The sequence below is a fragment of the Sphaerospermopsis sp. FACHB-1194 genome (genome assembly GCF_014696235.1).
Taxonomy (GTDB): Bacteria; Cyanobacteriota; Cyanobacteriia; order Cyanobacteriales; family Nostocaceae; genus Sphaerospermopsis; species Sphaerospermopsis kisseleviana.
Map to the genome: position 1 here is coordinate 26,075 of NZ_JACJPU010000035.1, position 21,587 is coordinate 47,661.

Sequence of the window (21,587 nt, forward strand, 5' to 3'; positions counted from 1 at the left end):
TCCTGACTCCTGACTCCTGACTCCTTGCTTATTGTTTGACTGCTTTCATTGATAAACCAATGCGTTTTAATTTTTCGTTCACTTCTAATACTCTGACTTTTACTACTTGTCCAACTTTAACTATTTTCTTGGGATCATCTACAAATCTATCTGCAAGTTGGGATATGTGAACTAAACCATCTTGATGTACTCCGATATCAACAAATGCACCAAAGTTAGCAACGTTGGTGACTATTCCTTCTAATTCCATTCCCTCTTTTAAATCGCTAATTTCTTTTATTCCTTCTTTGAATGTTGCATACTTAAATTCTGCACGGGGATCTCTTCCTGGTTTTTCTAGTTCGTTGAGAATGTCACGCAGGGTTGGTTCTCCAATGGTGTCAGTTACGTATTTTTTGAGGTTGGTTTTTTTCAGGTTTTCAGCTATTTGTGTTACCTGCTTTAATGGTACTTGTAAATCTTTAGCGATCGCCTCTACTACAGGATAACTTTCTGGGTGAACTGCGGTGTTATCTAGGGGGTTTTCTCCATCTCTAATTCTTAAAAAACCTGCTGCTTGTTCATAAGCTTTTGGTCCTAGTTTCGCTACTTTTAACAGTTGTTTGCGATTTTTGAATGCGCCGTTTTGGTTGCGATAAGCAATAATATTGTTAGCAACTGTGGGGGTAATTCCTGAAACAAAGGTTAGCAATTCTTTGGATGCAGTGTTTAAATCTACTCCCACATAATTCACACAACTTTCTACTGTTTCATCGAGTTTCTTTTTCAGCAATTTTTGATCAACGTCGTGTTGATATTGTCCCACACCAATTGATTTGGGGTCAATTTTTACTAATTCTGCTAGGGGATCTTGTAATCTTCTCCCGATACTAATTGCACCTCTGACGGTAACATCTAAATCAGGAAATTCTGCAAGTGCAACTTTGCTGGCTGAATATATGGAAGCACCAGATTCATTGACTATGACTTTAACAGGTTTGCGTTCACAAGTTGTTAATACTTCTGTTACAAATTCATCGGTTTCACGGGATGCTGTTCCGTTACCAATGGCGATTAATTCAATGTTGTATTTTTGAATTAATTTCTTTAGTGTTTGTGCTGCTTTTTGTCGTTGTTCTGCTGCTTGATGAGGGAATACGGCTTGATATTCTAAGAATTTACCTGTTTGATCTAAAACTGCAACTTTGCAACCTGTTCTAAAACCTGGATCTATGGCTAATGTGGGTTTCATTCCCGCAGGTGCAGATAATAATAATTCCCGCAAATTAGCTTCAAATGTTTTGATTGATTCTATATCAGAATAAGTTTTTTTCTCAGAAATTACTTCACTGATAAGAGAAGTTTTCATCAAGCGGTTAAAGGCATCTTTTAACATTGCTTGATAAAAGTCTCTGATATTTCTGACCTTGGTTTTAATTTCTTGGGATTCTAAATAGGAAAGTACAAAATCTTCATCAAAATCCATGTCAAAATTTAAGATTTTTTCTGTTTCTCCTCTACACAAAGCCAGCATATTATGAGGGGCGATATTTTTGATTTTGATTTGATAATTGCGGTACATTTCAAATTTGGTTGTACCTTCTGGATGTTCTTCTTTAATACGGGAAACAAACACCCCTTCATCTAAGAAATAATCCCGCAGATAGGCGCGTAATTCTGCTTTTTCTGCTACTTCTTCAGCTAAAATATCTGATGCGCCTTTTAATGCTTCCTCTGCATTTTTTACGCCTTTTTCTTCAGAAATATATTTTGCTGCTTCTATTTCTAAGTCAGCACCTACGCCATTTTTCACATTTAATGATTTAATAAATGCTGCTAAAGGTTCTAGTCCTTTCTCTCTAGCGATAGTTGCACGGGTGCGGCGTTTTGGTTTGTATGGTAAGTATAAATCCTCAAGTTCTGTTTTTTGTAAACAGGAGGTTATTTTCTGTTGTAGTTCTTCTGTGAGTTTACCTTGTTCTGATATAGCATTTAAAATTACTTGCTTTCTTTCTTCTAATTCTGTTAAGTACGTATGCCTATCAGATAAATCCCGCAATTGCACTTCATTCATTTCTCCAGTGCGTTCTTTGCGATACCGTGCAATAAAGGGAATTGTCGCACCCTCAGCGAAAAGTTCCAGTGCGTTCTGCACCTGATGGGGTTTAAGTTCTAGTTCTGTTGCTAGTAATTGCGGAATGTTCAACATTCGATTTTTTTGTTAAAAATGCTACTTCAAGATTTAATATGCTTGCTCAATATGCCAGTACAAGCCTGTAAATTTCATAATATACCCAATTATATACCCAATTATATACCCAGTTATATAATTTAAACTGTTTCTTATCCTCAGTTTAAGCTTTGTTCAAGAAAAATATTGTAAAATTCTTGTAAAGGAAACATACGTAAGTCTATAATCAATTCTTATTCCTCCTATAGGTTGAATCTATGGATTTCAACCATGAGGCTGTTAGTTCAGGATTGGGTAAAATGCCTTTGTTTTTTCTGATTCCATTATTTACTGGGTTAATTACTGGTTACTTTTGGAACAAACATAATGATGAAGTTGCTTATATTTCAGGTGTATTGACGGCTGTAACGCTGATTCTGAGCCTGATTGTTGCACCTTGGCAAATTCAGTTAAGTTTGTTAGTTTTTGTACTGTTATTTTCTAACAAGTTGTTGAAGAAATATTATTAAACGGTTTGTGTTAAAACAGTAGCAATGCGACTCTACACACTCCAAGAGTGTACATGGCGTTGCTACGTGGTTTCATCCATTTGAAATGCGTTGGTTATATTTCGTTCTAAAATCATGATCTAGTTACCAATCACCAATCACCAATCACCTATTACCAATCCAATACTGTTCGGTTAAGAGTTTTTGTAGGTTGGGTTAAGCGATAGCGCAACCCAACAAAAGCTTATAAATGTTGGGTTTTGTTCCTCTAGTTACCAATCACCAATCACCAATCACCAATCACCAATTACCAATCACCTATTACCAATCACCTATTATGAATTAATTTCTCCTCTCACTAAAATTACTGTACTATCAACACCAGAAGCAATATTTTCAGGAATATTACCGTGAATTGCTTGTTGTAATAAACCCTCACGGGAAGCACCTAAAACTACAACATCAAAATCTTCTTTCTTGACTAAATTAATTACCCCTTCGGTAACAGAATCAGCTTCTATAGGTGTTGCAAAAACATTACTATGTAAATTGCGGTGTCGGATTAACTGACGAGTATATTCTTCTAAAAATTGCAGATTTGGTTTTAATTCCGATGGTTTAAATACTTGAGTGAGGCGAATTTCTGGCTCATTTCCTAATGTGACTAAAGCTGGTAATAATTTAATGGCTATAGGTGCATTTGGTCCCCCTGCCATTGGTACTAACCAACGGTTAAAATGGGGAGGTTCTGAATAATTGCCTAACTTCACAACAACTACATCACAGGTAGCTTGACGAATTATAGTGTCAACAACAGTACCAAAAATACGGCCGGGGGTAGAAGTATTTCCTTTCCAACCCATGAACATTAAATCTATATGACGTTCTTTGATTGTTTCTAAAATTGCTTGCCCAACATCATGGGCAACTCGTATTTGTGTATGAATAGGAATGTGCAATTTTTTGGCTAAAGCTTCCGCGTGTCTGAGTAAGCGACGACTTCTTGTAGTTCTGACTTCTGTTTCTGATGGGGAACTGTTACGGGATACTAAAATAATTTGTAAACACTCTAATTCATAATGGCGATCGCGGGCAATAGTAGCAGCCATTTGTAATAAAGTTTCTGCTGTATCTGGGTTAGCAAGTGTAACTAATAATCTACCTCTACCAATATTAGGCGATCGCGTTTGGTACACTACATAAGATGGTTCTGGTTGTGGTCCAGTCATACCATTTTTACAGTTCAGACGATCTGCTTCTGCTCTAATAATATCTGCACGAGTAATAATACCAATCAATTTTTGTTTTTCTACCACTGGTAAACGACTAATTTGATAACGATCCAGTAAATACAGTACATCACTCAAAGTTTGTGTCGGCTTAACTGTGATTGGTTTTGGTGTCATGATTTCCCTTAAAACTGTATGCCGGAAGGGGTAAATATTTTGTATATCTGATTGAGTAATAATTCCCACTAATTGATTTTTTTCTACCACTGGAAACCCCCGATGATGAGAACGAGAAAAGGCTTGAATTGATTCTTCTATAGACATTTCTGCCTCTAGAGTTTCTACCCGTTGCTGCATTACATCCTTGGCTGTTAATTCAGTTAATACCCCTTCAATTGGAGCATTTTTCTGAAGTTTGATCCCATTTAATAGTAAAAGTTTTTCATACAGTGAACCAGGTAAAACTTGATCCGCAACTAAATAAGAAGTGACAGAAACAATCATCAAAGGTAATACAAGATTGAAATCTGTCGTCATTTCAAAAATAATCACAATAGCTGTAATCGGAACTTTAGAAACGGCGCTAAAAAAGCCCCCCATTCCTGCTAAAGCGTAGGTAGTAGGAGAACCAAAACCCCACAGTTGAAACTCACAAACTCCAACTATATGACCTAAACAAGAACCTAAAATTAAACTGGGTGCAAATAATCCCCCTGGAGCGCCAGAACCAAAGGCAATTAATGTTAAAATAAATTGACTAATAAAAGTGATAATTGCTAACAAAAGATTCGGTTGACTGGCAATCATATACTCCCGCAAACCAGCATTATCACGATAATATTCCGGGAGTAAAGCCACAATTAAACCCGAAATCAAGCCAGCTAAAGCCACTCTTAAAGATAAGCTAATGTGTAATCTCCGATAAGTTTTAATACTGAATATTAAACCGTGATTAAATACAGCACCTAGCAACCCTGCCAACACACCCAACAATAAAAATATAGGAATTTCTTGCAGGGAAAATTGGCTAGAATAGTCCATTAATTCTAGGTTTAGTTGCAAACTTCCACCACCTAATAACCGGGAAATTACACCACCGATAAAACAGGCAATAATGGCAGTTCCTAAAGTTAGTCCTGATAAATCTTGGAGTAACTCTTCAATAATAAATAATACCCCAGCAATAGGGGCATTAAAAGCAGCGGATAAACCAGCACCCGCACCTGCGGCGATCATTTGGCGGCGATGTTCTGGGGAAGTGGGAAAAGTGCGACTCATTCCGGCCGCTAAACCTGCACCTACTTGGACCGTGGGACCTTGTCTTCCTAATGTGATCCCCGAACCCAAGGCAATGATAGCACTGAGTAACTTAATTAATGCCACTCGCCAGGATAACTTAATAGGAACATTGGCAAGACTAGCTTTAACTTGAGGAATACCACTACCAGCGGCCTCTGGTGCTAACCTTTGTACCAACCAACCTGCTAAAAAGCCAAAACTCATCCCAATTAAAGGTAAAGTTAGCCAAGCTGGTAAAAGTTGGGTACTGTGAACTCGCCATGTTCCCAACCAACCTGAACCTTGTTTAAGTAATACTGCTGATAAAGCCGCAATAATTCCTATGACACAAGCTTCAATATTGGCATAGCCCATTGAAGATATTGCTAAACTTTTTTTGGACTGCCACAAGTTGCGAAAACGCTGGGTTAGTATGTCCGGGAAAATCATAATTTAAAATTTAAAATTCAACATTCAAAATTGAAAAATAACCTCCATAAATCATAATTCTCTATAATTGGTGATTGGTGATTGGTGATTGGTGATTGGTAAAATTATTAGCTATTCTCTCTTACCTTCTTACTGTCACCTGTCACCTGTCAACTGTCACCTGTCACCTGAAATCAACTATTTTTCCCAGTTGTAGAAAGTCCTTCCACTATCAAAGATGGAGTATAACAAGAACCATTCCAATCTGCATCCCCACCGAGTTTAACTATTTGTTTGAGGGCTGTGTAAACATTGCCGGCGACCATTGTATCTTTAACTCTACCAATTATTTGACCTTTTTTTACCAAATATCCCAAATCAATATTGATAGAAAAATCACCAGAAATTCCTCCTCCTCCTCCTAGCATTTGATCGACTATTAAACCTTCATCCATATCTTGAATTAATTCTTGTAACGTTGCTTTACCAGGTTGGATGAGAAAGTTAAATAAACCAGGGGTGGGATAACTACCCAAACCAGGGCGAAAACCATTACCAGTGCTACCAATACCTAATTGTCTGCCAATAGTGCGATCGCTATAAAAATTGCGTAAAATTCCGTTTTCGATAAATATCAAAGACTTGGTAGGATTGCCTTCATCATCAAAAGGACAACTGTAAGGACCTGCTTGGGGGTTTTGGTAAAGGGTGAGAGAGGGTGCAACAACAGGTAGACCCTTTTTTTCTGCCCAAGGAGAAGCTTTTTCCAAGACTTGCTTACCATTTAATGCAGCTTGGACAGTTCCCCAAAGCATATCCGCAGCTTTGGAAGTAAATAAAACTGGAAACCGACCGCTAGGGGTAGAAACGTTTTCTTTTGCCCAATTTAATCGCTGTAAAATTTGATTCGCCACTCTGGCGGGTTCAAGTTCACCGCGTTGGGTTTGTCCATCAGCAACACTGAGAAAATCATCACCTCTGACCCATTCTGCGGACATATAGCAACTGAGAGTAGTATCAGTATAGTGACAATCCAAACCTTTGCTATTGATTAAACGAGTATTTTCTACATCACATTCCCAATCACTATTACAGAGAACATCAGGATAGAATTCACGCACGATAGCGATCGCATTTTTGCCCCAGTCTATCAGTTTGTCCACTGGAACAGCTTCCCCCAAATCAGGGTAATATTTTTCAGAATTACGACTGAGTTCTACAGGTTCAGGGTGATTTAACTGACTGAGAACTAAAGCTCGTTCTACCATCCCTTGAGGATCTACAGAACCGTAAGCCACAGTCAGTCCTGGACGACCGTTTCGCCATAGCCGCAATGCTGTACCTTCAGATTGACTGGTTTCTAGTTGTTTTAAGCGGTTGGCCTCAAAAAACACAGGACGAGAAAGCGATCGGGACTGATACACTTCCGCAGCCTCTGCGCCAGATTTTAAAGCCAGTTCTAGCAACTGTTCCGCTAGTGTATCTTGTGACAATTTTGCAGAACCCATTTCCCTTGATTAATTGTGGATTTTGGATTTTGAACCCCAGATAGACCAGTCCATTATCCCATCAGCGTGCATCAACAGTTATTATTTTTGGGTAATTGGGGACTGGTCACCAGTCACCAGTCACCAGTCCCTACAGATTCACCTCTTGTAACAGCCAAAAACCAGCAAAAGATTGAGCTTGGGGATCGGACTGGACACCAATAAAATGCACTCCATTGGCTTTTTGTTTGGCTGCTTCAAAACCTTGTGCTTCTTTGAGCAGTTGAGGAGTTCTGATATTTGCCAAAATCCAACTTTCTGTTGCACCGGTTTCTAAAATCAATCTGTCTCCTTGACTGGTATCAAATCGCAGATAAGCTAACTCTAAACCTGACATCCACCCAGCGATAGGTAAAGCTCTAGGTGAAAAAATCAAAATCCCCGGAATGCGAGTTTCTGGGGGTAATTGTGCCAATTCTAGGGGAAAAGCTTCACCAAAGCCAATTTCCCATTCTGGCATATCTGCAAAATCACTGGCTTCTAAACTCACAAATGCCCATTGTTTGCCTTCCAACGCATCTGGTAAACGCTGTGGTAAAGGTCTTTCTAAGCGTACAGAAGGATTTGTACCGCCTTGATATCCTGGTTCTTGGGGATAAACTTCCTCCATGCGCTGCTGTATCCATTGATTGAGAATCAATGCTTTCCGACTAGGTAAGGCAGGAATACCTATATCTTGACAGGCTCTTGTAATCATATTATTCATTTGCCGACGGAAAAAGCGGATTTTAATTGGTGCTTTTCCCGCTTTTTCGATCGCTTCTTGTAACGCTGTCCGCAACCAAACTGAATTTACTTGGGTACTAGGGCAATATTGAGCATAGCGAAACAAGGAATCTGTTTTAGTGCGTACATCAGTAGGACTTTCACACACTAAGACTTCCCAAACTTTTTTTTGATTTGCGTCCAATATCGGACGAGAGTAAAAATCGAGTTCCCAAATACTGCCCATGTTATACGATGAAATCTGGCGAGTTGATGTTTTGTTATCTTTCCACTCTACCAATCTACAGCCGCAATGAACGATCACTCATTACTCATCACTGGTTCTAATTTTCCTAGTTCTGTTGGTAAATGCTGTTCCATCCAATTACTCAAATCAGCTAGAAATTCACGATAATTAAGATCACAATGTAAATCGTGATATGCTCCCGGATATTCAATACGCAACTTATCTGCACAAGTTACTCGTTGATAAAAAATTTCACTCCCCTCTGGAAAAACTACTCTGTCAGCACCACCATGTAAAATTAATAAAGGTGCTTTCCATTCATGGGCGTGGGCATTGATCCAAGCTAATGTAGTAAAGAACTCTGTGGAAAACCGGGCTGTTGCACGGGTATGGCGTAAGGTATCTTGAGTGTAGGTAGCTACAATTTTCGGATCTCTTGAACCTGCGGTGGTGTCGAGTCCAGTATTTAAGGAAAAACGCGGCCACAAGCGCGAAAGCATTTTTCCCAACAGTACAAGCACTGGTGATACTCCCACTTCTCCAATACTAGGTGCAACTGCAATCACTCCCTGTAATGCAGATATCTCTTCTGGATGGCGCAAAGCATATTCTAAAACTATCATTCCCCCCATGCTATGTCCAAATAAAAAAATGGGAATTTGTGGTTGTTGCTGTTGCATCATTTTTAAGAATGTTCGCACGTCATTACGAAACTCGGACCAAGTATTAATGTAACCTCTTTGACCTGGTGATTGTCCATGACCACGCAAATCTAAGCCATAAACAGCATATTGCTGAGGTAACAAATTTTCAATTATATTTTTGTAAAGTCCGCTGTGTCCTCCGAGTCCATGTACTAATGCTAATATCCCCCTGATTTTACCCCCTGGATTCCAGTTTTGATAATACAGATCAATTCCCCCAACACCTTTAAATGTGCCTACGCTGTGGTAAATAGTCATGATTAGTTTTTTACCTAATTTCCCAGCAACTTTTTAGCCTATCAACGTACATTGTAGGGAAAATATCTTCTAACTGTGGGAGGATTACAGAAATTTTGGTGATTGGTGATTGGTGATTGGTGATTGGGTTGTTACAGTATATTGTAAAGATGGAAAATAATAACGAGTCTGATAATTTACCGCTTTTGACTGAGAACGCTATTAAACGGGTTTGGGAAGGTGTGGCGGCGGCGAGCGATCGCTCTATTCGAGATACTATTGATACTACTCTCAATCATTTATCTGCTATTGATCAGGAAAATACAGAACCGCGAGTTAATGCTAATATCAGACGTTGGGTGTTGCGATCGCTCATTCATTGCTTTTTCCGTGTCCGTGTGGAAAACATCAAAAATATACCACATACATCAGCTATTTTAGCAGCTAATCATCTCCATCATTTTGACCCTTTAGTTTTACTCGCAGAAATATCGACTCAATCGTATTATTATATTCTTGGTGATGCCCGTACTCTCTATAATAAATGGTGGAAACGCCTGATTTTAGGTTTTGCAGGTGGTGTTATTCCTTTACAAAGAATTTGGGGAGAAGAACAGGCTGTTATTGCTGCTGCTGAAGCGGGAAGGGATGATTTAAAGGAACTGGCAGAAGTTATTAAAAATACCGTTAATCCTGGTGGAAATATTCAAACAGTCCGCCGCATAGACCGCATTGTTTCGGCAATTTTAGCCCGTGGGGATGGGTTGATGATTTTTCCCGAAGGGAGACTGGGAAATGCTGAGGGTCGTTTGCATCCCCTAAAACGGGGAACTGTAATTTATGCGTTGCGGGCTGAAGTGCCAATTGTACCCATAGCATTAATCGGCACTCATGATTTATTTTGGAGAAAAAAGTTAACAATTCGGGTAGGTGAACCTTTGTATTTTCCTGCAACTTCTCGGCCAAAGCGTCAGGAAATAGATGTAGCTTTGGAAACTTTGGAACAAGCAATAAGGGATTTGTTACCTACAGATTATCATGAACCGGAGGGGATAAAGTTGTTACAAGGTTTTTTGAATCGGATGTTGTGGTAAGAGGATTTTTTTCTTATTTTCTCACGCAGAGAGGAAGAAAAATGAAATAAGTACCCAAATTGGTATAGTCTATTCCTAAATTTAAAAATCCTTAACCGAAGTTATTTAAAATGCAAATAGACTTTCACCACGGTGTTACCTACGTAGTGGCACGACTAGCGGGTTTTAAACATGAAGATGCTAGTATTATCGCTTACTGCGCCCAATATGTAGATGATGCCATTAATGGCGGTATGATTAGATTTGATAATGGGGCAATGTTTACCCGCATCAGTTCAGCGCATAAGATGTTAGATTATCGCAACTTTCAAGAATTAGCAAATTATCATGTGTGGATACCTTTTCATTTTTTACCAGGAAATGGGGGTAAAAAAGCAGGTGAGAACCCGGAAGGAAAGTTTATTGAAAAGTTAATTTGTCGTCCTAATAGTGATGTTGCACAGCAGATGGTAAGGGAGTGTATTCAATGTCGTCAAACTGCTTATAGTTTACATCGTTTAGGGATTACAATGCACGTTTATGTTGATACTTGGGCGCATCAAGGTTTTGCAGGGGTGAACCATCGAGTTAATGAAGCGAAAAAATTACTTGATGAATATGACAAACCTGATAAAAATTTAATGGATAGATTGAAAAATTATTTTGTTAGTGAAGCTTTACCTTTAGGACATGGTGCGGTTTTAAGTCATCCTGATAAACCTTATTTACGTTGGGGTTATATTAATGGTAGAGGTGAGAAAATTAGACGCAATAATCCTGAAGATTTTTTAGCGGCTGCTGATAATATGTGTAAGGCTATGCAGCGTTATTTATTAGGTGATGCTGATGCTATTGTACCAGGTTTACCGGAAGCAGATAAAAGTTTAATTGCTTGGATGTTAGAAAATATTAAAGATAAAAATGGTCATGCACGTCATCACAAATGGTTAGATGCTATTTCTCAAGGTAAATTTAGTTTTGGAGATGCTAATGTAGACTATATTCCTAAAGGTCAAGGGTCTTGGAAATATCAAGCTTTACGAACTGAAAAAGCAGTTGATAAGGATAATGAAATTTTCCACTATCATCCTAGTTTTTTAGTCAGTAATTGGAAATTATTTCACGACGCTTTACAAGCACATCAATTTTATATTATTCATGATTTATTACCTAAATATGGAATTTGTGTAGCTTGATTTAGGTGAATTTTAGACCCCAACTTCTGGTTTTATATTGTGAAAAAGTCGGGAACATTTGCATTTTAAAATATGGATTAAATTAATATCCCAACTAACCAACAGCAAAATTTGTATAGGGTCGAATTTTGGGATGACGGAAACCAAGTACAATATCTTGCTTGGGAACACCTGCTTCCATTAATTCATTAGCAATTCCTTCTTCAGTATCATCATATTGAATCCAAATTTTACTATCAATTAAGTCTATGTGAATAGGTGTAGTGTGTAAATATTTATCGTTATTCCAACCAATATCTAATACCAAATAACGTCCTCTCTCATCATCAAATAAAACTTGAGATTCATAACCATCGGGTATAGAAGCTCGATATTCGGCATTTTCTGTAAGAATTTTTTTGATAATTTCTTGATAGCTTAATTTGGTATCCATTTTACTATCTCCTCAATTATATCATCAAATACAATTAATTTGATAATCTTGTTCTTGATTAAAATCTGTCCTAGTTCTATTGTAAACAATTATGGTAGATATCACGTCTTGACATACTCAATTTATTGGATAATGTTGAAAAAACTAACCTTGCAACAATCCTTTAAAGAAATAAATCATGTTCATAAAAATCATTTCTATCCACAGCATGACGTGATCCAACCATGCTAAAATTTGCTCTAATGGGTGTTTTTCATACCCGATAAATGTAGCAGTTGTTTCTATCCAGTCGGGTTTTAATTTATGTTGTTTTTGTTGTTGTTTTTGTTGTTGTTTTTCCGCTTCTCTTGCATTTGCAAAACTAGATTCAGGTGTTGATGATACAGATTTTTTGTTTTTAAAAACCTTCCTTTCCTTTGTATTGAATACTTCTTGATTTTTGTCTTCTGTGGTGTTAGCCTTGATTTCTGCTGTGATTTCCAAATTACCAAATAAATCACCCCAAGTTAACCAAGAATCTCCGGTTAACTCAGATGTTTGAATTTGCCGAGTATCAATAAATGTGTTAACAGTTTGGTGAGAAATTTTAATTTTATTAAATTTATAATCTTTTTCATCTTCCCTCAGTTGGGGAATTTTTCTACCTCCAAAAAAGTAATTAATTGCTGATTCTATTAAAGTGGGAATATTCAAACTTTGCTGTTCGCTGGTTAAATTATCAGCATTTACAGAAATTTCTCCCCTAGCTTCTACCTGTTCTTTCCCATAAATAAAGATATATAATTGAGTTTTGGCAACTTTAATAATTCCCTGACTTTGTTGTTTTACAGGCACAATTGCTTTAGCTTCTAATTTGGCTAAGACTGTATCTAAAAATGCTAAAATTTTACCAGGATAAGATTTGATTTCTAGGGTGTTTTGATTTTCGGTAACATTTGTTATACTAGAATCTGAACTATTAGTTAATTTGTTTAAAATCCGGTCAATTTCTGGTAATAAATTCTGCTCTTTTTGGGCTGCTACTAATTGTAAAACTTGGGAATATTCAGCAATTTCTTGATTAATTGTATCATTTAATTTTCTTTGTTGGGATATTGTCAAAACATCAAAAACTTTGTTATTGTCGCTGACAAGTACCAAATCTCTAGTTTCTAATTTGACGGCAATTCCCTGTACAGTGGGTATATGATGCTGTAAAGTATTTTCTGATGGTAATTTCGGAGCTTTTTGAGTTTGCAACCACCCAAAACTATGAGTAATTTTTTCCCAGGTTCTACCCAAAAAACCTGAAGATTTGACATTTTGTAAAGTTTCTGATTCAGCAGCGGCAGCAGATGGTAAATTTTTAACTAATTCTATGACGTTCTGAATAGGCGTGTCTGCTGGTGGGGGAGTATAAGATTTTAAGTATGTTTGGGTGGTCTTAGCTGAAGTTTGTAATTTCTTTCCTGGTTGTTTATCAGGCTGCAATGCTTGATACAACGGATAAAGTAACGCCTCTACACTCCATTTTGTAGCAACTTGTAAGTTACGGATGGTACTTTCTAATTTTTGACTCAACCGCCGAGATTGCTGATTGAAGAAGTTAAATACTTTACTTTGATAAGGACGAGATGAACTGGAGGACATGATATCAATATAATTAGGCTGTAATTAGGCTGAGTTTTGATTAATTTTGCCGATTCCTGTGAAATGTGATTGCTCGTAAAATGTGATTGAGATTTAGTTAGTGATATAATCATAACTGAAAATAAATTCAGATGAGTTTAATTTTGACAATCTCAATTTATGTTTAAGTTCTGAGCGTGGTTTTCTCTTGTGAATTTTCATTGTTGATTTTCTCTAACTTTTCATTTTACTCCTATGGATACTACATCTATATCAAAGACTGTTGAAAATTTACGCTCTTTATGTCAAATTAATATCCTTTCTTCTTGGGTTTATCAGCAAGGTAATTTAGAAGTTAATGAGTTAGAAGTTAATGAGGTAGTAAATTCTGATCTATCTGACTGGCAATCTGTTAAGATAAATCAGAGAAATCAGGTTGTTTGGGATGGGGGAAAACAGGTTCTTTGGTTAGCGCAAAGGTTCACTGTTCCTGAAAGTTTGCAAGGTTATCCTTTATCTGGTTTGTCTTTGCGGTTGTCTTTGCTTTGGTGGGCTGATGCGGTTGAGGTTTATGTTAATGGTAATCTGGTTTTAATTGGGGATTTATTTGATTGTTCCCCACGGGTGCTTTTAAGTCAAGGGGTAAAACCGGGTGATGCGTTTTTTGTTTGTTTGCGGTTGGTGAGTCCTGGTCATTGTGATGGTGCTTTGGTGCGATCGCTTTTAATTTTTGAAGGTTTGGGTTACAATGATTTAGATCCGGGTATTGTGGCTGATGAGTTGGCTATTACTCAAGTTCTTTTGGAAAGGTTTTCACCGCAGGGTTTAGCTGGTTTGGTTGCGGGGGTTGATGAGGTAACGAACCGCAAAGGCGCAAAGAACGCAGAGGAAGAGAGGGAAGAAGAAGATTGGAAGAATGTTGTTTTTAGCCTACGTCAGCTTTTACTTCAATCCAAAATCCAAAATCTAAAATCTAAAATATATTTGTTGGGTCATGCTCATTTAGATTTAGCATGGTTATGGCCTGTTTCAGAAACTTGGAACGCTGCACAAAATACTTTTGAGTCGGTTTTAAGGTTACAATCAGATTTTTCTGAGTTGATATTCTGTCATTCTACTCCTGCTCTGTATGCTTGGGTTGAGGAAAATCGTCCTCTGTTATTTCGGGAGATTCAAAGTCAGGTAAAATCTGGAAGGTGGGAGGTTTTGGGGGGTTTCTGGGTTGAACCAGATTTAAATTTGATCTCTGGTGAGTCTATTGTTAGACAATTATTATATGGTCAGCGTTATTTTTTGCAGAAGTTTGGAAAAATATCTCCCATAGTTTGGGTTCCTGATACTTTTGGTTTTTGTGCAACTTTACCACAGTTTTTGGTAAATGCAGGGGTTGAGTTTTTTGTTACTCAAAAGCTACGCTGGAATGATACTACTAAATTTGATTATGGTTTATTTTGGTGGCGATCGCCAGATGGTAGTCAAATATTAAGTTATATGTCTGCTCTCATCGGGGAAACTATTGATCCGGTTAAGATGACTCAATATCTGTGTGAGTGGCAAACTCAAACGGGTTTAAATGATGCGCTTTGGCTTCCTGGTGTCGGTGATCATGGTGGTGGTCCTACTCGTGATATGCTAGAAGTAGCACGACGCTGGGAACATTCCCCCATTTTACCCAAGTTACAATTTTCCACCGCCGAAAATTATCTACAACATATAAAATCGGAATCAGAAAATCTTCCTGAAAATTTACCAATATGGGAAGATGAGTTATATTTGGAATTTCATCGCGGATGTTATACGACTCACGCAGATCAAAAACGCTACAATCGTAAATCTGAACATCTATTATATCAAGCTGAGTTATTCGCAACTCTGGCAACTTCTATATATGGTTGTGAATATCCGAAAATGGAAATAGAAACTTCTTGGAAAAAAGTTCTGTTTAACCAGTTTCACGATATTTTACCCGGTTCTTCTATTACCCAAGTTTATCACGATGCGTTACCGGAGTGGGAAGAAGTTCAACAAGTGGGAAATAAAATATTAGATGATGCTTTAAGAGCGATCGCATCTCACATTACTTTACCACAACCACCCGAACCTAATACTATTCCTATAATAATTTTTAACTCTCTCAACTGGGAGCGATCGGAAGTTGTTAGTTTAAACTTACCTGAAAATAACCAAACTTGGAAAATTTACGACTTTCAAGGAAATGAACTTCCATCCCAAAAAAGCGCAAACTCTTTATTATTTCTCGCAACCCTCCCATCCATAGGATATCAAATTTATTGGCTTTCTCCCACATCGAAAAAATCAAACATCGTAAAAAATGAACTTCCCCAAAATTGGACTTTAGAAAATGAATATCTCCAAGTAAAAATTAACCCTCAAACTGGAGATATAGACAGCATCTTTGATAAAAACCAACAACGTGAAATATTAAACGGTGCAGGAAACCAACTCCAAGCTTTTCAAGATAGTGGACAATATTGGGACGCTTGGAATATTGATCCAAATTATAGCACCAAACCCCTAAACCCAAGCGAATTACTATCAATTCAATGGTTAGAACATGGAGAAATTCAACAAAATTTACAAGTGATTCGTAAAATCGGTAAATCTGAATTTACCCAAAATTACATCTTACAAAAAAATACCCCAATTCTTAAAATTAAGAATACTGTAAATTGGCAAGAAAATCAAGTATTAGTTAAAACCAGCTTCCCTTTAAATTTTACCACCGAAACTGCAACTTATGAAATCCCCTGTGGAGTCATTAACCGCCCCACCAACCCCCAAACCCCGGCAGAACAAGCAAAATGGGAAGTACCTGCTTTACAATGGGCTGATTTAACCTCAGAAACAGATAGCGGAAAATACGGTTTTAGCTTACTCAATGATTGTAAATATGGATACGATGTTAAACCCAATCAAATCCGCCTGACATTATTAAGAAGTCCCAACTGGCCAGACCCAGAAACAGATAGAGGAATACACGAATTTACCTATAGTTTATATCCTCATCTTGGCAGTTGGCAAGAAGCGGAAACAGTGAAAAAAGGATATGAATTAAATATACCATTAAATGTGTTGATAAATCCAGAAATCAAAAAATCTGCATCTGGTATTTTACCGAATCAAAGTTTTATCAAATTAGCAGATAATAATTTAATTATCACAGCTTTTAAAGTCAGTGAAGATGATAGTAAAAAAATCATTTTGCGTTTTTATGAATGTCATGGAGAAACAGTAGAGTTAGGTTTAGAAAGTGAATATTTTAGGTTAGGGGAAGCGGTTGATTTATTAGAAAGAAAGGTAAATGAGGAAGTTGGAAAAATCGCACCTTGGAAAATAGGAAGTTGTGAAATTAGTGTCTGAATCAGGATTTTCAGGATGGTAATTTTTAGATGGTTTGTTTGTGTTTAAAGTTGTATTTGTCTGAATCAGGATATCCAGGATTTGAGGATGTTCAGGATGTGATTTATAGATTGTTTTTTGGTGTTTAAAGTTGTATTTGTCTGAATCAGGATATCCATGATTAAAGGATTTACAGGATATAATTTTTAAATGGTTTACATTATTCAAAAACCATTCATGATTTTATAGTGTAATCTCAGTATATACTTTACGTTCTGCTTTTATTTTCCTGGCTGGAAGGAAAATTGAAAAGATAATGATAAAGTTCTCGAAATAAAGGACATTTTCTTTGTACTTCATCAGGTCTTATTCCTAATAACAGTAAAGGAGTGTGATAACCTTTAGAAAATCGTGTCACACTACTATCAAATTCTGCCAAAGTGCTGGACTCTACTAATGCTTCTGATAGTTTATCTTGACAACAATCTCTGTCATTATCATATTTACTAAAAGATTCAGGGGTATCAAAGGGAATATTTTTTTGGGTACTTAACCACCAACGCATTTTTTCATGTCTACCGCGAAAATCTGAACTCTTAGCTATGGTATTATCCCAATCAGCAATAATCCAAGATTCTATTTCCGGTGCAGCAAAACCAACAAACTTTGGTATTTCTTCGGTGTCAGGTATTTCAGAGATTGCTGCTAAAAATCTTTCCCTTTGTTCAAGGTGATTTCGACAATCTAAATCATCAAACACTAAAATAAAATCACATTTATTGGGTTCATTTTTTAAAGCAATGGGTAATTCTTGATTTATTTGAGCAATTAAACTTTTACCTGTTCTACCATAACCAACTGATTTACCGGGTTTAGGTCCTGGTTTTATACGTGCTGGTGTTTTGCGGACAAATGTACAACCAGGAAAATTTTTTTGTAAAAATTTAATTAATCCTCCTTCATCCCTTTTATCCTTATTCCTAATCCCAATTTCAGCTTCTCCCCCACCAGAAAATACCCAAATTACCACGGCCATCCTCCCACAGTCGGATCACCAACCCGGTATAAATCACCGAGTTCCCAACCTTCTTCTAATTTATCATTCAGCATTTCCTGATTAAGTCTTTTCATTGAAAAGTGGGTTTGATTTTCAGAATAAAAACAATACACATTTTCTAAACAATCTGTAAAATTATCCAATAAATCAGGACTATGTGTGGTAATAATAATTTGTGTTTTTCTAGCAGCTTGTTTAATCCATTCTGCTAAAATTGGCATCCAGGAAACGTGCAAACCTAACTCTGGTTCATCAATAACTAATAATGTAGGAAGTAAAGGAGAGTGTAAAATAGTCGCCCAACACAACATTCTCACAGTTCCATCAGACATTTCAGTTAAATAAAACGGTTCTATATTTTTACTATCCTCAAAATACCATCCCACCGTTAAATATAACCTGCCCAATTGAATAGAACGCAGACGACGAGTTTTAGGTAAAATAGCCCTCATAGCTTGATTAATGCTATCTTCAAAGTCTATATTTTCTTGAATTAAATTATTTAAAACCAAAGGTAAATTATCCCCAGAAGCAGATAAATAAATATCACTTCCTCCTATTTTGTTTTCTGACTTTCTAATTTGGTTCAAGTCCATATTATTGGCGTTATAAAATTGCCATTTAGAAATAGATTCTATTAAATCTCTTCTGGTTTTATACGCAGGTGTCTTTTCCGGTGAATATTCACTATCTTCAAGCAACCTTGGTAGTATAGTCAAACCTAAAGAATTAGTAGGTATGTTATTTAACCTTTCAAACCGTGATGTAGAATTTTGTCTTGATGAATCATAAACTGAAACAACCCCTTTACCAACTTCTTGATCATGAAATTTATAATAATAAAAAGGTTGTGATTCCGATTTGCTTAAACTTTGACCACTGAATAAAAACTCTTGTGAAATAATTACTTTATGTTTATCTCTGTCCACAAAAAGGTTGATAGTTAGCATTGTGCTTTTTTCAGGCTGTGTATCATTTTGTGATTTTTGAGAAAAACAATATCTAAAATTAATTACAGCAGGACTTTCTACACGATTATCTAAAATTCTATCAGCCCCAATTTTGGTAACAGCATCTTCAAAACTACTCACACCACGACTTTCATCAGGAATAGTAGTTAAACAGTCCTTTAAAAATTTTAAACAACTAATAAAATTACTCTTACCTGAACCATTAGAACCGATAAAAATATTCAAATTATCTAACTCTACAGGATGCGGTAAAGACAGATTTTTATAATTCTTATTTTCAATAAACTGTAAAATAGGTTGATTCATAAATGTTTACCTGTATAGATAAGTCGGGGATCTTAATTTTAACTTCCCCAAGGGTGGGCATAGCCCACCATTATACCAAACTAATCACGCTTTTAATCTTCGTGATCCTCAAAAGGATCAGCTAATTCCCTGCTTGGTGGACCAAAGGATGTGTAAATTGCCATACCAGTAATAGCAATCAGGATGGCAGAAAAAGAAACACCAAGCACTAAACCAGGTTCTAAGTCCATAAATTTAGAGTTATATTATGAGCGTTATCTTCTAGAATATTACAAAACTTAACGTAAATACTATATTCTCCATTCATTAAAGTCAGGTAAACCGCCCTACCCTGATAGTGGTATTATCGTCATAGTCAGAATCATCCCAAACGTAAGGTTAAAATCCTGCTGAAATATTGCAGCACCCTACAGAGGGGAATAAAAAAAATAAAAAAAGTTTTGGCAACTGATCTTAGGTGAACTATGGCACAACGGACTAAATTGGGAGATATCCTCAGACCCTTAAACGCTGAATATGGTAAAGTATCCCCCGGTTGGGGAACAACACCTTTAATGGGTGTTTTTATGGGTTTGTTTTTCGTATTCTTGCTCATTATTCTGCAAGTTTACAACAAGTCTCTGTTAATTCAAGACGTACTTGTTGATTGGCGCAGTTTAGGCGGCTAATTGCTACACAGCTATTATAACTTGGATACAAGTTAATATAGACCCGGCCTGTCCGGGTTTTTCAGTTAATAGGGAACAGGGAACTCTTAACAGGAAACGGATAAAGAATTTTTCTCCCAGTCCCCAGTCCCCAGTCCCCAGTCCCCAGTCCCCAGTCACCTGATATATTTGAAGATGAGCTAAAGGAAAAAAAATAATGAATATATTTGGTATTGGTTTGCCAGAAATGGCTGTAATTATGGTAGTAGCTTTATTAATCTTTGGTCCTAAGAAACTACCAGAAATCGGTCGTAGTTTGGGTAAAACCATTCGCAGTTTCCAAGATGCTTCTAATGAGTTTCAAAACGAATTTAAGAAAGAAGCGGAAAAACTAGACCAACCTGTAAAAACCACTGCTGAACTCGAACCTAAACAAATAGAATCTACTAAACAGGATAATTCTGTCTAAAATTCTCCAAATTTCAGATTTATCCTCTAAATTAACCCAAAATCCAAAAATCGGATGACAGAAGCTGTTAAGCAACCTGCTTTGGTTATTCCCCAGTTAATAGTCGGGTTGGGGAATCCAGAGCCTAAGTATGATCAAACACGCCATAATATTGGTTTTGCGGCTATTGATGCTCTTGCCCACGCTTGGCAATTTTCTTTAACCGAAAATCGTAAGTTTCAAGGACATTTTGCAGAAGGTTTAGCACCTGGAGGCGGTAAAATTCGGCTTTTAAAACCGCTAACTTACATGAACCGTTCCGGGCAATCAGTCCAAGCGGTAACAAGTTGGTATAAAATACCTCCTGAATCTGTGTTAGTCATTTATGATGATATGGATTTACCATTAGGAAAAACTCGCCTGCGTTTATCTGGTTCAGCAGGTGGACATAATGGGATGAAGAGTATTATTTCCCATTTAAATAGTCAAAACTTCCCCCGCTTACGCATCGGTATTGGTAAACCCAAAGGTGCAGCAAATGATGATAATGCTGACACGGTTTCTCATGTTTTGGGAAAGTTCTCTGCTACAGAATCAAAATTAATGAATGTGGTTTTAGACTTTGTGGTTGAGTGTGCAGAACTCACCTTAAAGCAAGGTGTAGAAAAAGCCATGAACCGTTGTAATAGCTGGAGTGCTGAGGGATAGGAGTTAGGAGTCAGGAGTCAGAAAGTAAATATTTATCCCCAATCACCAATCACCAATCACCAATCACCAATCACCAGTCACCAGTCACCAGTCACCAATCACCATTTTTGTTAGATGGAAAGCGATTTCCGCTAACTCCATCTAAGCAAGACAAAAGGCTTACGCACTAAGTTCCACCAATAAAATTACACCCCATCAGGGGTGTGTCGCAGCTTCCTGAATTATTTTAAGAACATGGTAAAGGTATTGTGCTTGATTTATAAGGATATCTCAAGCAATCCATTACTAAACCGAATAGGTTTATTTAAAACGGCGTTTCCGTCTAGCTGCGACTGCTTTACGTTTGCGCTTTTCCAGGGGGGTTTCAAAGTGACGATGATACTTTACGTCAGCCAAAATTCCAGCTTTGGAAACCTGGCGTTTAAACCGACGCAGGGCTGAATCTATTCCTTCGTTTTCTCCTAGAACCACTTGGGTCATTCTGGGTCTTTCCTCAATTTGTCAATTATCTCCATTGTAATATTAGCCGCAAACTTAGCAAAACTATATAGTGTCAAACGAGTTTGATCTTATTTTGGAATTAACTATCTTGCCCATTTAAGCTGATTCATAAATATTTTAAAATAATTAAAATTAATTAAAATTTTTACATCCTTAACTTGTAATTAAAACATAATTTAACAAAAATTAAGAAATAAATAACTTTCAATTAACCTTTTGCCGTGACTTCTCTTAACAATTACCCG

19 protein-coding genes are annotated in these 21,587 nt (G+C 37.0%); 8 read left to right on the forward strand and 11 right to left on the reverse strand.

Annotation, left to right across the window (positions count from 1 at the left end):
- Nucleotides 1–28: 28 nt before the first annotated feature.
- Nucleotides 29–2,188 (reverse strand): Tex family protein, encoded by a 2,160-nt coding sequence (locus tag H6F45_RS18460; protein ID WP_190348033.1) that lies wholly within the window; start codon nucleotides 2,186–2,188, stop codon nucleotides 29–31.
- A gap of 281 nt (nucleotides 2,189–2,469) precedes the next feature.
- Between H6F45_RS18460 and H6F45_RS18465 the strand changes: the two genes are divergently transcribed.
- Entirely contained in the window at nucleotides 2,470–2,679 is a 210-nt protein-coding gene (locus H6F45_RS18465; protein ID WP_096572584.1) for a hypothetical protein, read from the forward strand.
- 314 nt (nucleotides 2,680–2,993) lie between these two features.
- Here H6F45_RS18465 and H6F45_RS18470 read toward each other — a convergent pair whose 3' ends face one another.
- Nucleotides 2,994–5,615 carry a chloride channel protein gene (locus H6F45_RS18470; protein WP_190348034.1) on the reverse strand — a complete coding sequence of 874 codons (2,622 nt, stop codon included), beginning with the start codon at nucleotides 5,613–5,615 and terminating at the stop codon, nucleotides 2,994–2,996.
- A gap of 173 nt (nucleotides 5,616–5,788) precedes the next feature.
- Nucleotides 5,789–7,102, reverse strand: a complete 1,314-nt coding sequence (locus H6F45_RS18475; RefSeq protein ID WP_190348035.1) for a TldD/PmbA family protein — start codon at nucleotides 7,100–7,102, stop codon at nucleotides 5,789–5,791.
- Between the two features lie 22 nt (nucleotides 7,103–7,124).
- Here H6F45_RS18475 and H6F45_RS27095 point away from each other — a divergent pair, with 22 nt between their 5' ends.
- Nucleotides 7,125–7,253, forward strand: a complete 129-nt coding sequence (locus H6F45_RS27095; protein ID WP_277876997.1) for a hypothetical protein — start codon at nucleotides 7,125–7,127, stop codon at nucleotides 7,251–7,253.
- On the opposite strand, the gene H6F45_RS18480 is transcribed toward H6F45_RS27095, so the two are convergent.
- Together H6F45_RS18480 and H6F45_RS18485 are read right to left on the reverse strand one after the other, a co-directional pair.
- Complete coding sequence (locus H6F45_RS18480) at nucleotides 7,233–8,093, reverse strand: Tab2/Atab2 family RNA-binding protein (protein ID WP_190348048.1); 861 nt, start codon at nucleotides 8,091–8,093, stop codon at nucleotides 7,233–7,235. The genes H6F45_RS27095 and H6F45_RS18480 overlap by 21 nt on opposite strands.
- 74 nt (nucleotides 8,094–8,167) lie before the next feature.
- On the reverse strand, nucleotides 8,168–9,055 hold the full coding sequence (locus H6F45_RS18485; RefSeq protein ID WP_137669048.1) for an alpha/beta hydrolase: 888 nt from the start codon (nucleotides 9,053–9,055) through the stop codon (nucleotides 8,168–8,170).
- A 149-nt stretch (nucleotides 9,056–9,204) separates the two neighbouring features.
- On the opposite strand from H6F45_RS18485, the gene H6F45_RS18490 reads away from it, so the two are divergent.
- Both H6F45_RS18490 and H6F45_RS18495 read left to right on the forward strand, forming a co-directional pair.
- Complete coding sequence (locus H6F45_RS18490) at nucleotides 9,205–10,128, forward strand: 1-acyl-sn-glycerol-3-phosphate acyltransferase (RefSeq protein ID WP_190348036.1); 924 nt, start codon at nucleotides 9,205–9,207, stop codon at nucleotides 10,126–10,128.
- A gap of 110 nt (nucleotides 10,129–10,238) precedes the next feature.
- The gene (locus H6F45_RS18495; RefSeq protein ID WP_137668826.1) at nucleotides 10,239–11,303 is read left to right on the forward strand and encodes a DUF6765 family protein; all 1,065 of its coding nucleotides are present in this window, start codon (nucleotides 10,239–10,241) and stop codon (nucleotides 11,301–11,303) included.
- Between the two features lie 94 nt (nucleotides 11,304–11,397).
- Here H6F45_RS18495 and H6F45_RS18500 read toward each other — a convergent pair whose 3' ends face one another.
- Complete coding sequence (locus H6F45_RS18500) at nucleotides 11,398–11,736, reverse strand: XisI protein (RefSeq protein ID WP_137668827.1); 339 nt, start codon at nucleotides 11,734–11,736, stop codon at nucleotides 11,398–11,400.
- Nucleotides 11,737–11,880: 144 nt separating this feature from the next.
- Entirely contained in the window at nucleotides 11,881–13,365 is a 1,485-nt protein-coding gene (locus H6F45_RS18505; protein ID WP_190348037.1) for a hypothetical protein, read from the reverse strand.
- Nucleotides 13,366–13,599: 234 nt separating this feature from the next.
- On the opposite strand from H6F45_RS18505, the gene H6F45_RS18510 reads away from it, so the two are divergent.
- Nucleotides 13,600–16,725, forward strand: a complete 3,126-nt coding sequence (locus H6F45_RS18510; protein WP_190348038.1) for an alpha-mannosidase — start codon at nucleotides 13,600–13,602, stop codon at nucleotides 16,723–16,725.
- Between the two features lie 247 nt (nucleotides 16,726–16,972).
- Here the strand turns inward: H6F45_RS18510 and H6F45_RS18515 are convergent, their stop codons facing one another.
- The 3 genes from H6F45_RS18515 to psbN all read right to left on the reverse strand — a co-directional run bounded on the left by H6F45_RS18515 (nucleotide 16,973) and on the right by psbN (nucleotide 19,268).
- Nucleotides 16,973–17,734 carry a DUF4276 family protein gene (locus H6F45_RS18515; RefSeq protein WP_242052669.1) on the reverse strand — a complete coding sequence of 254 codons (762 nt, stop codon included), beginning with the start codon at nucleotides 17,732–17,734 and terminating at the stop codon, nucleotides 16,973–16,975.
- On the reverse strand, nucleotides 17,728–19,038 hold the full coding sequence (locus H6F45_RS18520) for an AAA family ATPase (RefSeq protein WP_190348040.1): 1,311 nt from the start codon (nucleotides 19,036–19,038) through the stop codon (nucleotides 17,728–17,730). The genes H6F45_RS18515 and H6F45_RS18520 overlap by 7 nt, the downstream gene beginning before the upstream one ends.
- A gap of 92 nt (nucleotides 19,039–19,130) precedes the next feature.
- Nucleotides 19,131–19,268 (reverse strand): photosystem II reaction center protein PsbN, encoded by a 138-nt coding sequence (psbN, locus tag H6F45_RS18525; RefSeq protein ID WP_096566031.1) that lies wholly within the window; start codon nucleotides 19,266–19,268, stop codon nucleotides 19,131–19,133.
- Nucleotides 19,269–19,502: 234 nt separating this feature from the next.
- Between psbN and psbH the strand changes: the two genes are divergently transcribed.
- The 3 genes from psbH (at nucleotide 19,503) to pth (ending at nucleotide 20,841) form a co-directional block, all read left to right on the forward strand.
- Complete coding sequence (psbH, locus tag H6F45_RS18530; protein ID WP_096566033.1) at nucleotides 19,503–19,706, forward strand: photosystem II reaction center protein PsbH; 204 nt, start codon at nucleotides 19,503–19,505, stop codon at nucleotides 19,704–19,706.
- A 196-nt stretch (nucleotides 19,707–19,902) separates the two neighbouring features.
- Nucleotides 19,903–20,154 carry a TatA/E family twin arginine-targeting protein translocase gene (locus H6F45_RS18535; RefSeq protein WP_137667466.1) on the forward strand — a complete coding sequence of 84 codons (252 nt, stop codon included), beginning with the start codon at nucleotides 19,903–19,905 and terminating at the stop codon, nucleotides 20,152–20,154.
- Nucleotides 20,155–20,208: 54 nt separating this feature from the next.
- Nucleotides 20,209–20,841, forward strand: coding sequence for an aminoacyl-tRNA hydrolase (gene pth / locus H6F45_RS18540; RefSeq protein WP_190348041.1), 633 nt, complete (start codon nucleotides 20,209–20,211; stop codon nucleotides 20,839–20,841).
- Nucleotides 20,842–21,141: 300 nt separating this feature from the next.
- Here the strand turns inward: pth and rpsU are convergent, their stop codons facing one another.
- Complete coding sequence (rpsU, locus tag H6F45_RS18545; RefSeq protein ID WP_008226419.1) at nucleotides 21,142–21,321, reverse strand: 30S ribosomal protein S21; 180 nt, start codon at nucleotides 21,319–21,321, stop codon at nucleotides 21,142–21,144.
- Nucleotides 21,322–21,587: the final 266 nt, after the last annotated feature.

Bases quoted from the DNA above. Each gene is read 5' to 3' on its own strand.
- H6F45_RS18510 (WP_190348038.1), top strand. From the start codon at position 13,600: ATGGATACTACATCTATATCAAAGACTGTTGAAAATTTACGCTCTTTA.
- rpsU (WP_008226419.1), bottom strand. From the start codon at position 21,321: ATGACCCAAGTGGTTCTAGGAGAAAACGAAGGAATAGATTCAGCCCTG.
- H6F45_RS18480 (WP_190348048.1), bottom strand. From the start codon at position 8,093: ATGGGCAGTATTTGGGAACTCGATTTTTACTCTCGTCCGATATTGGAC.
- psbH (WP_096566033.1), top strand. From the start codon at position 19,503: ATGGCACAACGGACTAAATTGGGAGATATCCTCAGACCCTTAAACGCT.
- H6F45_RS18500 (WP_137668827.1), bottom strand. From the start codon at position 11,736: ATGGATACCAAATTAAGCTATCAAGAAATTATCAAAAAAATTCTTACA.
- pth (WP_190348041.1), top strand. From the start codon at position 20,209: ATGACAGAAGCTGTTAAGCAACCTGCTTTGGTTATTCCCCAGTTAATA.
- H6F45_RS18520 (WP_190348040.1), bottom strand. From the start codon at position 19,038: ATGAATCAACCTATTTTACAGTTTATTGAAAATAAGAATTATAAAAAT.
- psbN (WP_096566031.1), bottom strand. From the start codon at position 19,268: ATGGACTTAGAACCTGGTTTAGTGCTTGGTGTTTCTTTTTCTGCCATC.
- H6F45_RS18505 (WP_190348037.1), bottom strand. From the start codon at position 13,365: ATGTCCTCCAGTTCATCTCGTCCTTATCAAAGTAAAGTATTTAACTTC.
- H6F45_RS18475 (WP_190348035.1), bottom strand. From the start codon at position 7,102: ATGGGTTCTGCAAAATTGTCACAAGATACACTAGCGGAACAGTTGCTA.
- H6F45_RS18460 (WP_190348033.1), bottom strand. From the start codon at position 2,188: ATGTTGAACATTCCGCAATTACTAGCAACAGAACTAGAACTTAAACCC.
- H6F45_RS18465 (WP_096572584.1), top strand. From the start codon at position 2,470: ATGCCTTTGTTTTTTCTGATTCCATTATTTACTGGGTTAATTACTGGT.
- H6F45_RS18485 (WP_137669048.1), bottom strand. From the start codon at position 9,055: ATGACTATTTACCACAGCGTAGGCACATTTAAAGGTGTTGGGGGAATT.
- H6F45_RS18470 (WP_190348034.1), bottom strand. From the start codon at position 5,615: ATGATTTTCCCGGACATACTAACCCAGCGTTTTCGCAACTTGTGGCAG.
- H6F45_RS18490 (WP_190348036.1), top strand. From the start codon at position 9,205: ATGGAAAATAATAACGAGTCTGATAATTTACCGCTTTTGACTGAGAAC.
- H6F45_RS18535 (WP_137667466.1), top strand. From the start codon at position 19,903: ATGAATATATTTGGTATTGGTTTGCCAGAAATGGCTGTAATTATGGTA.
- H6F45_RS18495 (WP_137668826.1), top strand. From the start codon at position 10,239: ATGCAAATAGACTTTCACCACGGTGTTACCTACGTAGTGGCACGACTA.